8 protein-coding genes are annotated in these 15026 nt (G+C 37.9%); 5 read left to right on the forward strand and 3 right to left on the reverse strand.

Going from position 1 to position 15026, the window contains the following annotated elements:
* The first annotated feature begins 82 nt into the window (after positions 1 to 82).
* Together ahpC and ahpF are read left to right on the forward strand one after the other, a co-directional pair.
* On the forward strand, positions 83 to 646 hold the full coding sequence (gene ahpC / locus JWG41_RS19945) for an alkyl hydroperoxide reductase subunit C (RefSeq protein ID WP_205271297.1): 564 nt from the start codon (positions 83 to 85) through the stop codon (positions 644 to 646).
* A 44-nt stretch (positions 647 to 690) separates the two neighbouring features.
* The gene (ahpF, locus tag JWG41_RS19950) at positions 691 to 2250 is read left to right on the forward strand and encodes an alkyl hydroperoxide reductase subunit F (protein ID WP_205271296.1); all 1560 of its coding nucleotides are present in this window, start codon (positions 691 to 693) and stop codon (positions 2248 to 2250) included.
* On the opposite strand, the gene JWG41_RS19955 is transcribed toward ahpF, so the two are convergent.
* Together JWG41_RS19955 and JWG41_RS19960 are read right to left on the reverse strand one after the other, a co-directional pair.
* A complete protein-coding gene (locus tag JWG41_RS19955) occupies positions 2236 to 4614 on the reverse strand; it encodes a PAS domain-containing protein (protein WP_205271424.1) in 2379 nt (792 codons plus the stop codon). The genes ahpF and JWG41_RS19955 overlap by 15 nt on opposite strands.
* Positions 4615 to 4657: 43 nt before the next feature.
* Positions 4658 to 5092 (reverse strand): hypothetical protein, encoded by a 435-nt coding sequence (locus JWG41_RS19960; RefSeq protein ID WP_205271295.1) that lies wholly within the window; start codon positions 5090 to 5092, stop codon positions 4658 to 4660.
* A gap of 146 nt (positions 5093 to 5238) precedes the next feature.
* Between JWG41_RS19960 and JWG41_RS19965 the strand changes: the two genes are divergently transcribed.
* The 3 genes from JWG41_RS19965 to JWG41_RS19975 are packed head-to-tail and all read left to right on the forward strand — an operon-like array spanning position 5239 to position 14136.
* Complete coding sequence (locus JWG41_RS19965) at positions 5239 to 10308, forward strand: alpha-2-macroglobulin family protein (protein WP_205271294.1); 5070 nt, start codon at positions 5239 to 5241, stop codon at positions 10306 to 10308.
* The gene (locus tag JWG41_RS19970) at positions 10305 to 12494 is read left to right on the forward strand and encodes a transglycosylase domain-containing protein (RefSeq protein WP_205271293.1); all 2190 of its coding nucleotides are present in this window, start codon (positions 10305 to 10307) and stop codon (positions 12492 to 12494) included. Before JWG41_RS19965 ends, JWG41_RS19970 begins: the two co-directional genes overlap by 4 nt.
* Positions 12481 to 14136, forward strand: a complete 1656-nt coding sequence (locus tag JWG41_RS19975) for a sulfatase-like hydrolase/transferase (RefSeq protein ID WP_232374108.1) — start codon at positions 12481 to 12483, stop codon at positions 14134 to 14136. Before JWG41_RS19970 ends, JWG41_RS19975 begins: the two co-directional genes overlap by 14 nt.
* Here JWG41_RS19975 and JWG41_RS19980 read toward each other — a convergent pair.
* The gene (locus JWG41_RS19980; RefSeq protein WP_205271292.1) at positions 14133 to 14804 is read right to left on the reverse strand and encodes a TetR/AcrR family transcriptional regulator; all 672 of its coding nucleotides are present in this window, start codon (positions 14802 to 14804) and stop codon (positions 14133 to 14135) included. The genes JWG41_RS19975 and JWG41_RS19980 overlap by 4 nt on opposite strands.
* Between the last annotated feature and the right edge of the window lie 222 nt (positions 14805 to 15026).

Consider the following 15026-nt stretch of genomic DNA (forward strand, 5'->3'; position numbering starts at 1 on the left):
TAAATCTTGTCATTTATAGTATTTATTTTACAAATGATCAAATTGGGAGTATATTCTTCTTAACATCAAAGGAGGATATTCAATGTCCAATATCAACACTCAAATTCCTGACTTTACTACGGAAGCCTTCCACAACGGCGCTTTCAAAAAAATTAGCAAAAAAGACGTTCTCGGAAAATGGTCCGTATTTGTTTTTTATCCTGCGGATTTTACTTTTGTTTGCCCTACAGAACTTGGCGATGTAGCAGATTATTATGAAGAACTCCAAAAACTAGGAGTGGAAGTGTATTCCGTTTCTACTGATACACATTTTGTTCACAAAGCTTGGCACGAAGCAAGTGAGACCATCAAAAAAATCAAATATCCAATGTTAGGTGATGCTTCTGGGAAGATCACTCGAGGATTTGGAATTATGATCGAAGAAGATGGTCAAGCACTTCGAGGAACCTTCGTAGTGAACCCAGAAGGTGTAATCAAAACGGCGGAGATCCATGACCTTGGAATTGGACGTTCTGCAGAAGAACTCGTTCGTAAAGTGCAAGCAGCACAATACGTAGCAAACAATGACGGCGAAGTTTGTCCTGCAAAATGGAAACCAGGTAATTCCACTTTGAAACCTGGTCTTGACTTGGTAGGAAAAATCTAAACTAAATTAGGCGGGGTGAAACCCGCCTAAATCGGGAGGTTATTATGTTAGATGAATCAACAAAAGAACAAGTAAAACAATATTTTGAAAGGATAAAAAGTCCGGTGAACATTCGTTTGTTTTCGGGAGTTCATGAAAAACGTGAGGAGTTGATTGAATTTTTAAATGATATCGTCTCTTTAAGTTCCAACATTAGTCTCGAACATTCTTCGGATAAAAATGATGGTCTTCGTTTTTCCATTCTTTCGGAAGGAAAACCAACAGGAATTGAATTTTCAGGAATTCCTATGGGACATGAATTTACATCTTTGATTTTAGCCATTCTGCAATCGGGTGGAAATCCAATCAAATTGGAAGAAGGAATCCTTTCTGCCGTATCAAAATTAAAAGAAACTTTACACTTTGAAACCTTTATCTCTCTTGATTGCCATAACTGTCCCGAAGTCGTACAAACTCTCAATAGTTTTTCTTTAGTCAACCCTTCGATCTCACATAACATGATTGATGGAGCTATGTATCCAGACCTTGTGAAAGAAAAAAACATCCAAGGGGTTCCGGCAGTTTTTCTAAACGGAAAACGTTTTCTTTCTGGGAAGGCGGAAGCTTCCGTTATCTTCGATAAACTTTTAGAATTGTATTCTGTTCCTGAATCTACAGAAGAAAATGCCGGTATTACAAATCCATCCGATATTTATGATGTAACTGTGATTGGTGGTGGGCCTTCTGGTGTGACTGCCGCCGTGTATTCAGCAAGAAAAGGATTAAAAACTCTTGTCATAGCTGATCGGTTAGGTGGTCAAGTAAAGGATACTTTGGGAATTGAAAATATTATTTCTATTCCTTATACAACAGGTCCAGAACTCACTCATGTTTTGTCCGAACAATTGGATAAAAACCAAATCCGCAAAAAAGAAAATGTCCGAGTTTTGAAAATTGAATCCGGGGATTTAAAAACCATTCATTTGAATACGGGAGAACGGATTCTTACAAAAACAGTCATCCTTTCTACCGGAGCTAAATGGCGGGAACTGAATGTTCCCGGCGAAAAAGAATTCGTGGGGAAAGGTGTTGCCTATTGCCCTCACTGTGACGGACCATTTTTTAAAGATAAGGATGTGGCTGTTGTGGGTGGAGGAAACTCCGGAGTGGAAGCTGCTTTGGATCTGAGTGGGATTGTAAAATCAGTCACCTTAATTGAGTTTGGTGATCGGTTGAATGCGGACCAAGTGTTACTCGACAAAGTGGCCAAGTCTTCCAATATCAAAACTTTGGTAAAAGCACAAACCATGGAAATCCAAACCAACACGGAAAAGGTGACAGGACTTACTTATAAGGATAGAAGTTCCGAACAATCAGAAACCATCCCACTGGATGGAGTTTTTGTTCAGATTGGTCTTGTCCCAAACAGTAGTTTTGTGAAGGATTTAGTAGCTACCAATCGTTTTGGAGAAATACTGGTCGATGAAAAATGTAAAACCAATGTGGATGGAATTTTTGCTTGTGGAGATGTCACAAACACTCCTTACAAACAAATCATCATTGCTATGGGTGAGGGAGCAAAGGCTGCGATTAGTGCTTTTGAATATCTATTACACGCGGCTTGAAGATAACCATTTTTCAACGGTTTTGTAAAGATCGGCAGAGGAAAGTGGTTTGGTAAGAAAGTCATCCATTCCCGATTCCATTGCCGTATCTTTTACTGAAAAAAACGCTCCCGCCGTCAATGCGATGATGGGAGTTTTTTTCTTTGTATCTTTTTCTAAATTTCTAATTTCCATTGTGGCCGTATAACCATCCATAACTGGCATCTGTAAGTCCATAAAGATTAAATCCGGAACTTTTTGTTTGAATTGATTGATGGCATCAGCACCATCGGCGGCATATCTCATTTGTATATTGGGATATCTTTTTAATAACATTTTTGATAACAGTCTTTTGTTTAGATCATTGTCTTCCACAATCAAAATATCATTTTGAATTTGATTGTTTTCAATGATTGCAGATTCATCGGGAATGGTTTGTTTTTCTTCAAATAAATTGGAAGATACTGATCCTGAGGAATTTACATGGAGGGATAAAACAAAATAAAAAGTGCTCCCCTTTCCTAATTCACTTTCGAATCGTAAAAGAGAATCCATCTTGTGAATGAGTTCACTTGTGATCGTGAGACCAAGTCCTGATCCACCGTACTTTCTTGTGATGGAAGTATCTGCTTGTGAGAAGGAATCAAAAAGTTTAGTCTGAGAACTGATGTCGATTCCAATTCCTGTGTCAGACACAGAGAACTCAATGTCGATCATCTCTCCTGTTTGTTTGATTGGTTTTACGGAAACTTCTACCTTCCCTTCATGAGTAAACTTGATGGCATTTCCAATCAAATTGGAAAGGACTTGTCTCACTCGCAAAGGATCTAGAAATACGAATCTGGGTAAACCTGGATCTAGTTTTAGTTTTAAAGGAATGGCTTGGGAGGCGGCAGAGATTTGAAAGAGATCTACCGTAGATTGAACTAAGTCGATAAGATCCGTGCTGATTAGTTCTAATTCCATCTTTCCGGAATCAATTTTTGAAAAATCAAGGATTTGATTGACTAGGGATAACAAACTTTTTCCAGAAATATAGATACTACGTAAATATTCTTTTTGTTCATCTGAAAGTGATGCATGTAACAATAGTTCTGTGAAACCAATAATTCCATTGAGTGGAGTTCGAATTTCGTGGCTCATATTGGCTAAAAAATTGCCCTTAGCAAGGTTGGCGGCTTCTGCCATTTCTTTTGCTTTTCGTAAGGTATGTTCTATTTTTTTGACTTCTGTTAGATCTGAATTGGATCCAACCATTCTGATTTTGTTTCCCGATGCATCTCTTTGGATATAACACCGAGACACAACATGAGCATAATTTCCTTTTCTTTTTTTCATCTGGAAACTGAACTCGAAAGTTTCTCTCTGTGAGGATAAAATATTTTCTAAAAATTCAGAGACCCATTCGGAATCATCGGGATGGATCAAACTTTTCCAAAAACTGATCGGTACATTATCTGATTTTTCGTCGTTTCCGAATTCTAACCACCATCGCCTAGAATAGATTACTGTATTGTTCACCAAATCCCAGTCAAACCATCCATCGGAACTCACTTCTAAAATTAACGCATATCTTTCGTTAGATTCTTTTAAGGCATTTTCAGCACGTTTTTGTTCTGTTATGTCTTTGCTTGATCCGACAATAAACTTTATTTTTCCATCGACTTCAATAGGAGTGAGTGCCGTAGTCCAGATTTTTGTTCCTGCAGGCATAGGGATACTTTCTTCATAAGAGATTGTATGTTTTTCCCGAATCGCATTTCTATAATTTCTGATCACAGGGGATCCCAATATTTCCCCTAAAAGATCAATAGGAGTTTTGCCTTGAATGGCGGATTGAATGACACCGGTTGCTTTTTCATAAGCTGTATTGACCCGACGGATGACAAAATCTCCATTCTCCATCACTTCGACAAGGAACATGGAATCTTGGCTTCCATTAAAAAGAATATTATTTTCGAGTAACAGTTGTTTAATTTCTGTAGATTCACTTTTAATAAAATCTTGTACTGAAAGTAATTCTGAAATATCGGTGACCACTCCATCAAATCGTAAGATTTTTCCAGATTCATCTCGGATCAATCGGCCTTGGCTTTGGACAAGTTTGATTTGGTTGTCTTTCGTTTGGATTCGATATCGGATTCGAAACTTATTTGTTTCGTTTAACGAACTCAGTGCGTGTTCGACTATATGTATGTCCTCGGTATGGATCATTTTTCGCCAAGCACCTAACTCATGTTTGAAAAATTCTATTGGGTATCCGCTGAGAGTTTCCACGGAAGGGCTGACATAAATAATTTCTAACTCCGGAAAACTAGCTGAAAAGACTACCTCCTCCATGGCGGAGAGAATTTGCATTTCCAATGAAGGCGGAGGAGTTTGCATACCGTCCATTGGACGAATCTTTCCGAAATATCTACAAACTAAATTAGGATTTTCTAATAAGAAATGGGAGCGCCAAACTAGGTGTAAACTGGTTGTAACTCATCCCGAGTAGATCCGTCTCGTTCAAAACGCGGAACTCATCCACAAAATAAGGCCAGGGAAAAGGGGCATTTTTTGTATATTTTAGGACAAGGCTTGGGTTTCCGTCCAGTCGTGACGGAGCGATGGACAAATGCATGGGGTGGCGTAACTGGAACTCTGTCTCTTTAGGCGACAAAAACAAATTATAAGCAATCTCTGAACCATCAAATGATTTCCCCCACCAATGCCGAAAGGACATAAAGTTCAAACTGAAACTAGCACCTGTTTGCAACCATTTGGGACCGATCCACTCGGCTCGAAAATTCCCTGTAGGAAAGGAATCGGGTGCCTTTAATTCAAGAAATTGTTTTTTGATTTTGAAGAGAGACATCGTCATCAATCAAATTCCAAAATCCCAAAAGCATAGCGAAAATTCTGATACAATCAAAAAAATATAGAAAGATTTTCCATTTCATTCAGGAAAGAGTTGGCAAACAAGGGAGTCCGTCGTAGAACAGGGAACATTCGAATTTCGGAGTTCTCATGCGTAAGTTGGTATTGGCTTTTAGTTTTCTATTTTTCCTCAGTTCTTGCAATTCTATCAGCGGCGTTTTTCGCTCTATCAAACGCATTATCTTTCCTAGCAGTTGTCGCATCGAAGTCAAACTAGACACTACTGACCTAAAATATTTAGAAGATCTTTGGGATTACCGCTTCACAGTTTCCGAAGATACCAATTTGCAAGAATTTGCATCAGCCGTTCAGATCTCTCCCAAACCATCCAACCTTCGATTCGATTATTCTGATTATGTGACCCGAGAGATTTCCTTGGACCATTGGAACTTTGATCCGAATATAGAGTATGAAATCAAAATTGGAAAATTTTATGCAGAGAACGATTGTTTTTTAGAGACTCCTGTTAGTTTTAAACTTCCAGTGATGGCAAGAAAACCTTCATTCTATTTATCTCGTGAAAATATATTTGAATCCAACTTAAACAAAGTCCTTCCTATTTTCATTTCGAATGTTCCCGAATTTCAAATTCGATCTTCTGAATTGTCAATCCCCGTTCTTGTGAATGCAATCGCAACACTCGGGAACAAATATTATGAATTCGAAAACCAACTGAGTTGGAAAAAAACGGTATGGAAGTCCGGTATCAAAGTGAATGCCTTTGGAAACCAAGGTATGGATATTGATTCCTATTTTGGTGCCAAACCGAATACAAAAGGATGGATCGCTTTTCAGTTAGGAGCCGATGTCATTGGCGAAGGTAACAAGGAAGAATACAAAAAAGAATCTATATTTTTACAATCCACCAACTTAGGCATCACAACCAAGTTAGATCCAAATACACTCCATGTTTGGGTACATACTCTTTCCAAAGCAGAACCAGTTTCCAATACCAATATCAGTTTGTATGAAAAAGGAAGTTTGCGTGGGACATGTAAAACAGATAAAGATGGACATTGTACAGTGCCGTCCATCAGTGATACAAAATCTTACGATAAATCGGTGTTAATTGCCGAAGACTCTTCTGGTGATAAAGCCTTTCTTCATTTTAATGAAACACATATCGAAGGATATAGCGATTATTACACAGAAAACCATGTTAAAGGAAAAATTTACTTCGATCGAAAGTTATACAGACCAGGCGACCGTGTGGAGATCAAAGCTGTACTTGCGGATCGAAAGAATGGGACACTTGTTCCTTATAGTTCTAAAAGTGTAAATATACAAATTCGAGATTCTCGTGGAAAGGATGTGAGTAATACAAATCTTAGTTCCACAGGGCAGGGGGGAGTTGCCACAGGGTATACCATTCCTTCGGATGCACCTCTTGGGCATTATTCTGTAACCGTTTATGCCGCTGGAAAAAATGATTCCATCACTTACGATACCTTCCAAGTCGAAGAATTTCGACCTGTGAACTTTATGGTGAACGTCAATTTAGCAAATGTCGTAAACAAAGACCAAAACATAAAGGGAACGGTGGAAGGGAAATACATGTTTGGTGCTCCTATGGGTGGAGCTAAGATCAGTTACTCGGTCTTAAAAAGAAAAAGACATATTTCCTTCGAATCATTTGTGAGTTATGATTTTTCTGATACTTGGTATGATTACGAAGATGAATATTCCGAAGGTAACTCAGATTATGTAAGTGGATCGGAAGGTGTTTTGGATTCCAAAGGCCTTTTTGCTTTGGACATTCCTGTCCAAGACTTAACTCGTAAATTTGCGACAGATGGGGAAGATATCGAAATTGCAGATCCTTTCAATTTGGTTGTGGAATCCTCTGTATTTGATGTCGATGGAAAGTCGGTTACAAAATCTTCGAGTATCCCTTACAATCCCTCGGAAACTTATGTAGGTTTGAAATGTAACGATAGATACCAAGCGATAGATAAACCATTTCAATTTGGAGCTCTTGCAATCAATCTACAAGGAAAAGCCGTTGCCGGTGCGGAGTTAAAGGCTTATATTATTTATAATGACTGGACTTCTGTTCTGTCAAAAGGAATCGGGAAGTTTTTCTTTAGAAGTAACCAACTAACAAAGAAAGTTGTTGAGGTCAAAAAACTCGTTTCGAAAGCCGATGGAGTTTCTTTTGATTATAAGGCAAAGGATTCCGGAAGTTACACTGTTTTAGTTTTAAACAAAGATAAAGTTTTTTCCCGCGTGGATTTTTATGCTTATGAAAAAGAATCTTATTATACTTGGGACTTTCGTGGGGACGACTCCATCGAATTACGTTCCGATAAAAAAGAATACAAAATTGGGGATAAAGCAAAAATCCTCATCAAATCTCCTCTGCAAAACGCTCGTGTTATCGTGACAGTAGAAAGAGATTCCGTTTATTTCAAAAAATCTTTTTTGATGAAAGGAAACAGCGCTCCTCTTGAAATTCCCATTGAAGAGTCTTATCTTCCGAATGTGGATGTCAATGTGGTGATGTTGTCGGGTAGGTTGCCTGTGCCTGAGGGACTATCTTCTGATGATATTAAAGAATTTAATGAACAAGACTTAGGTGCTCCGAAAGCCAAAACGGGATCTGTGACTTTAAAAGTCAATTTGGCATCAAGAACGGCACCTGTTGTGATCAAAACGGACAAACAGGAATACCAACCGAGAGAACAGGTGAAATTGTCGATTCAATCAAGTCCCGGTGCGGAACTCACAGTATCAGTCGCTGACCGCGGTGTTTTAGATTTGGTTGGTTATTCTTTTCAAAGTCCTGTGCAAATGTTCTATCAGTATTGGTATAGTATTGTAAAAACATATGAACTTCGTAGTATGATCATCAAACATTATATATACGAAAACAAAGGAGATAGTCCCGGTGGGGATTACGGCGAAGATTCGGGTGGTGGGTTTTCGGCAGAATCGGAATCTGGTGCGAGGAAAGACTTTCGGTATACCGCTTATTGGAATCCGGTTGTGATTGCCGATAGTAGCGGGAATGCCGATCTCAGTTTTACTTTACCAGACAATTTAACTACATTTAGGATTATGGTTGCTTCTTCCGCCAATGGAAAGTTTGGTGCTTCCAATTCCGAGTTTATCGTCAAAAAGAATCTAGTTTTACAAAAAACCGTCGCAAGGTTCATTCGTGTTGGCGATAATTTAGAGTTAGGTGGAAGTATCACCAACAATACTAAGAAAAAAGGTAAATTTAAATATAAAATCGACTCCAAGTTTCTTTCTGAGGATAAAGGTTGGATCTCAATTGAACTTGCTGCAGGTCAAACCAAGGAAGTACTTCGAACTTTCCAGATTTCAGAATCACAATACATCAAACTCAAACTAGACCATCCTAAGGATGAAATTCAAGCGTCTTACCAAATTTCTGTGGAACCAGAGAACATGAATGAGTTTGCCGACTTAAAAAAATCCGATTTGTCTGACGCTTTGGTGGTGACCTTGCCAATCAAAGAATTTGATCCAGTAACATCGGTTCAATTTTCGGGATATACGGATTCGGAACACAAAACATTGATTTCCTTCCCTAAAAAAGAATCTATTTTGTTAAACAAAGGATCACTTGACATTCGTATGTCGGGAACGGCTCTTACTGCCTTAAAATCTGCCTTCGATTTTTATGAATCCAATCCTTACTTTTGTATGGAACAGAGGACATCGGCTTATCTTCTTTCTTTGAGTGCCGGAGAGTTATTAAAAGAATTCCAATACAAAGCTCCAGCGAAAGATTCTTATGATTTTACTCAAATTGAAAAGTTGTTTTTAGATGAGATGTCTGAGTTTCAAACATCGGAAGGAAGTTTTAGAGTTTGGAAAGGCCATGGTAGAACAGGGTATCCTTATTTGACTGCCTACATCGCCTCAGTGATGCAGATTGGAAAAGACAAAGGGAAAAGATCCAACGCACAAGCCTATAAATTGGCAATTCAATATTTAGAAAACTATGTAAAGAATCCGACAGAGACCTCGATCAACTCATACCAAACTCTCAGTTTGATTTATTCTGTTCTTTCTAAAGACAAAAAAGAAATTCATTCTTTAGAAAAAACTTTGGTGGATCATTTCGAAGAATTGAATTTAAAGTCGCGCGGAATTTTTCTTACGGCATATGCTGAAGTACATAAGTTAGAAACTGTTGATTCCGATCCTGTGTTTAAAAAATTATTCGCAGAATACACAAAGTACATTGCCTATGAAAAAGAATTATTTGCAATCAAACCTTTAAAGCAGAATACAGATGAATACTATTATTATTCATATTATAGTTCTTCTTCTGTACTTGGCCATTATTTGCGATTGTTACTTAGGGTAGATTCAAAAAATCCAAGGATTGTGGAGCTTGTGAAATCGATTATGATGGATCGCCAAAATCATTTTTGGTCAGACAGTCATAGTGTTGGAACCATCGCATTCGCACTCGCCGAATATCGGAATCGTTTTGAATCCACATCTCTTGATACGGAAGGAGAGGCCATCTTTGGAGAAAAAACGTTAATCGAAGAATCTTTTTCTTCCTCTTCCGATTCTATCTACAAAGAAGAGATTACATTCGATCGTCTGTTTGAAGGAAAAGATCCATCGGGCCGACCATTGGTATTCAAACGAACCAGTTCCGAAGGTAGATTGTATTTTCAAACTAGGTTGATGTATGTTCCTGTAAAGGATACCACCACTCAAAAGTTTAATGGTCTTGAAATAAAGAAAACTTTGTATCGCATTGATGGAAGAAATTCCAATGGAGATGCCATCTTAAAAGAAGTAACGAGTTTACAACGAGGATCCACTTATCTTGTAAAAGTGAAAATACTGAGTAACTTAGAACAAGCCTTCGGGATGATTGTGGATCCAATTCCAAGTAATACAGAGATTGTAAACACATCCTTTTTAACAGAAAAAGCATCCGATGGAGAAGAAACCGAAGTTACAGAGAACTACTATGGTGGATACAAAGAATACAGGGATGATCGTGTCATCTTTTCAGAAGATCGAATTGGAAAGGGGGAAACAGAGTTTAATTATATATTAAGACCTGTGGCAAAAGGGAATTCCATTATGCCGGCTTCCAAAACCTTTTTGATGTATCATCCACAATTTTATGGAAATACCAATACCATTCGAGTGAAAGTGGAGTGATTTCTAAGACCAAAATTACCATTTATATTATGTTAGTGGGAAGTATGATCATTCCACTAACAGGATTTTTACTAAGACCCGTTTCTTTTGAATCCCTTCGCAACCATTCAACTGTCAGAATCCTAACCCAGGAAGGGACTCTCATTGGTCGGGGAAAAAACAAAAATCAAACCAAACAAGATTGGGAAAGCATTCGTGAGTATCCCAACTTTGTCCCAGAGATTTTAAAAATTGCAGAAGACAAACGTTATGATTCCCATCACGGGATCGATGTATTGGCAGGATTCAATTCCCTTCGTTCCTATATTTTTTCGGAGGGGAAACGTGGAGGGGCATCCACCATCACAATGCAACTTGTGCGGATTCAAAATCCAGAAATTCGATCTTATCCATTTTTCTTACGAAAAACTTTTGAAATTTTTGAGGCATTTCGCTACGAAGTTTGGCTTACCAAATCGGAAATTTTAGAAGCCTATTTAAATTCTGTCTCCATCCATTCCAATCTGGTTGGATTTCCATCCACATCACTGACGTTATTTGGAAAACATATCCGATTTTTATCGATTGAAGAAACAGTTTATCTGACCGTTCTCATTCGGAAAAATAAACCCTCAGAAGAAGAATTATCCCTTCGATATCATAATCTAAGGGATCGAATTCCCTACACAATTCCAAAGTTAGAAAATCCAAACGAACTCACGGTTGGTTTTTCTTCTTCAAACAAGCCGAATTTTTCGGAATCATGGAAAGGGGAACACCAACACTTTCTCAATTGGATTCGAACTTTGATTTCTATCCCTTCCGAAGAATTTGTTTCTTCCTTATCTTCTGAATTAAATTCCGAATTACATTCAATTGTGAACTCAGAACTAGAAGGGCTAAAAAGGTGGAATGTATCCAATGCCTCTGCCATTGTTTTGGAACGTGTTCCTGGTAAAGACGATGAATTAGAACTCAAAGCCATGATCGGATCCAAAAATTTCTTTGAAGATGGTAATGGAATGGTGAACGGTAGTTTGGCATATCGAGATGCGGGTAGTACTCTCAAACCATTGTTATATGCCATCGCAATTGAAAAGGGACATTATATTGTTAATTCCATTTTCTCTGATGAAAAATACTCCTTCTCTTTAGGGCAGGGAGGAAACTACCTTCCGAGAAATGCCGACCTTCGGTATTGGGGAGATTTGACTTTGGCCGAAGCTCTCGGAAACTCAAGGAACATTCCCGCCGTCACTGCGATCAACCAGATGGGTGTGACTCCTTTTTATCGATTTTTACAATCAGCCGGATTTGATCATTTAAAAGAATCTCCACAGTTTTATGGTCCAGGTCTTGCTCTTGGTGTTGGCGGAACGAGTCTTTTGCAGCTAACGCGTGCATATGGCTCATTCCCTTTGGATGGGGTGTTACCAAAAATTCGTTTGGGGAAAATGGATAAAAAACCATTGTATTTCGGTGACTCAATGCGCCTCTTTTCGAGTGAAACTGCCGAAGAAATAAAATTTGTTTTGAAAGATCCTAAATTAAGGCAAAGGGCTTTTGGTCGGAGGAGTTATTTGGATTTTCCATTTCCTGTTTCCATTAAAACAGGGACTTCTAAAGACTATAGAAATTCTTGGACAGTGGCATTTAACGAGAATTATGTGGTCGGCGCTTGGGTAGGAAATTTTTCTGGAGAACGAACCATGGATGTTTCCGGTTCCTTTGGAGCTGGACGGATTGTACAGAATATATTTCGAAGTTTGATGAAAGACAAACCAAAACTAGATTATCACTCTCAGTTCACCGAACCCCGAAATTTTTGTAGGCTTACTGGGAAGTTAGCCCTTCCCAAATGTCCATCCATCGTTTTAAGAGTGCGAAAAAAAATCTTACTCCCCACACCATGTGACCAACATAGCGAAGAGTCCAATGTTTCCATATTAGGGGTTGGTTTTGTGTATCCTTCTATGGGCCAAGTCTATTTATACCATCCATCTTATGAAAAAGAAACACAAGAGATACCGGTTCGGATTCGTGAAATCAAAACTCTAAAAGATCCGAAACTCATTTGGAATGGCCAACAAGAATTCAAACCATCCACAAGTGGGGACTTACGTCTCCCCATTGTCCGTGGAAAACAGTCTTTGGTATTGTATGATGGAGAATTGAAGAAGGCCTCTGTTGATTTTGAAGTTAGATAAGATGGGTGGTTTGATGAAAAATATCCTTTGGAAAAAATCACCAATGGCTATTTTCTATAGTTTCTCTTATTTTTTGTATGGTTTCATTTCTTTTTCATTTGGAGTTTGGATTTTCTTTCACGGAGTTTTTATTACTTTATTTTCAATCCTTGTATTACTTATAGATTTCTTTCTCGATCATAACTGGAACAAAAACTTTAAGTTAAATACGATATTCCGTTTGGTTCTATGGACTCTCTTTGTGATGGCATTCAGTTACCAAGAAGTCTACCAAACAGCATTGACTTTGGATCTTTTGATTTATTTTTTCCAACACATCTCTTTGTTATATTCTGATCTTTTTAATTTTTTATTGGAATGGAAACTGATCCAGTGGATGGCACTGGGAATCGGATTTTATTTGATTGTTTGGAATCCGGAGAAAGAACAAAAAAGACATTGGTTCCTACTGTCTTTTGGTTTGTTGTTACTTGTTTTCTTACGCTCTGGTTCTTGGATGAATCCCGACTTAAGTTGGAATCAAAACCAAAAGGCACCTAACAATGTACAGAGAGTGAAATCAAACCTGGAATCTATTTCTGGTAAACCAAACCTTGTTTTGGTTTTGTTGGAAGGGGTTCCGAGAAAACATTTGGTAAAAATCAAATCTCGTTACATTAATTTTTCGAACTTAGAAGGATCTCATTTTTGGATCCCTATGCCACATACTTCCAAAAGTCTATTCACTTGGATGACAGGGATTTCACAACTGAATCACACTCGTTTGCAGTTGGACGGCTCTGTAATGGAATCCAATCTTCCCAAACAATTAGAGAGAACACATAATTATCACACTTCTATGATCTACACCCAATCCATCTTCTTTGAAGGGATGGATCAGTTTTTCCCCAAAATCTTTCAAACTGTTTGGGAAAAGGGTGATTTGGAAAAACGTTATGGAGGATTGTATCCCTCCTTTAGCTGGGGAATGGATGACCGAGTGGTTTTACCTGCATTGAAACAAACCTCTGATTTTAGCAAACAACCTTTGTTTGTTTTGATCGGTCTTAGCCAAACCCATAGTCCTTATTTTGTATCCAATGAAAAATCCAGAGTTTCCTTTCGATCACCTTTGGATCGTTATATGGTTTCGCTTGAGGAAGAAGTGGAGGTGTTGGATTCTATTATTTCTTATTGGAAAGAAAACTCTTCACGGGAAACGGTTCTTATCCTTTCTGCCGACCATGGAGAATCCTTTGGAGAAGAGGGAGCTCATGCCCATAACTACTCTTTATACAATCAGGAAACCGATGTTCCCTTTTTATTGTATTTTATCAAATCGGGTCAACTCTACATTCCAAAACTAGGAACTTCGGTAGATTTCAAAGATACGATCTTAAGTTTACTCGAGACTCACTCGAACCAAAAAGAAGAAATATTAAAATCAAATTTCTTTAGTCCCGATTACAGTCCGAATTTAGTTTTAAAAACATGGAATTCTGAAATTCAAAAATCTTGGATTACCGAAGGTAAAAAGTATATATATCATAGTGATCGGGATCTATTAATCGAAACAGATTTTATGGAAGAAAAAAGAGTTCCGATTACAAATTCCCTTTTGAAAAAAAAAGTATTGGATGAAATATATTCTAATATTCGTTAAACGGTTTTGTGACCATTTAAAAGTGTTAGGATCGAAGTTCGAAGAAAACTTTTATAATCTAAAACAAAGATGTCCAATCCATCTTCTTTGACTGCTTCTCTTACTTGGTTCGAAGGAAATCCATGTGACCAAGAACCAACCGCTAAGGCATGGCATTGCATAAGAAACAAAAATCCTGATTTTTCATTTAGAAATGGGAAGGCTTGACAAAGAAGTGGTAGGATTCGAAAGATTTGTCCTTTTAAACTCAGTTTGAATTCACGAATGGTTTCCACACTGGCATTTTTTTCTAAGATGGTAGGGACAATAGGAAGTAGTTTTAAAAATCGAACATGTCCGTCCATGGAGTCAACAAACCATTTGGAAAACACATCGGCATCGACTGGTTTTGTTTCTGTTAGAAATTTTTCCATATCCAAAAACCACGCTTCATAATCGGCATTGTGAACACGAAGACAAAGGTCTTCTTTTGTTGGAAAGTATAAATACAAAGTTCCTTTCGCAATTTTGGCTCGTTTGGCAACTTCATCCATAGAGAGTTCCGCCCAATCTTTTTTTTGCAAAAGGAAGGCTGCGGATTGGAGAATTGTAGTTCGTTTGGAAAGTTTGTCTTTTTCCAATACGGCTCTTTTTTTTGGCGATCGTTCTGCAACCAACACGCGACTCATACCTCCAATCTAGGAAACTCTGAAAAAATATGCTAGAAAAAAACGATTATTGACTAGAGGTCAATTTAAAGTAACCAGCGGTCATTTACATGTGACTTATAGTCATAAAATTCCTATTTTTTGTAAGGATTTGGTTAAATCTTTCTATACAAAATTAAATTTACGAATCAATATTCGATCAAAAGATAAACTTATTTTTTGATTTCTAACCAATCGGAAAAT

It is taken from the genome of Leptospira chreensis, assembly GCF_016919165.1.
GTDB lineage: Bacteria > Spirochaetota > Leptospiria > Leptospirales > Leptospiraceae > Leptospira_A > Leptospira_A chreensis.

Bases quoted from the DNA above. Each gene is read 5' to 3' on its own strand.
- JWG41_RS19955 (WP_205271424.1), bottom strand. From the start codon at position 4,614: ATGCAAACTCCTCCGCCTTCATTGGAAATGCAAATTCTCTCCGCCATG.
- ahpC (WP_205271297.1), top strand. From the start codon at position 83: ATGTCCAATATCAACACTCAAATTCCTGACTTTACTACGGAAGCCTTC.
- JWG41_RS19960 (WP_205271295.1), bottom strand. From the start codon at position 5,092: ATGACGATGTCTCTCTTCAAAATCAAAAAACAATTTCTTGAATTAAAG.
- ahpF (WP_205271296.1), top strand. From the start codon at position 691: ATGTTAGATGAATCAACAAAAGAACAAGTAAAACAATATTTTGAAAGG.
- JWG41_RS19980 (WP_205271292.1), bottom strand. From the start codon at position 14,804: ATGAGTCGCGTGTTGGTTGCAGAACGATCGCCAAAAAAAAGAGCCGTA.
- JWG41_RS19965 (WP_205271294.1), top strand. From the start codon at position 5,239: ATGCGTAAGTTGGTATTGGCTTTTAGTTTTCTATTTTTCCTCAGTTCT.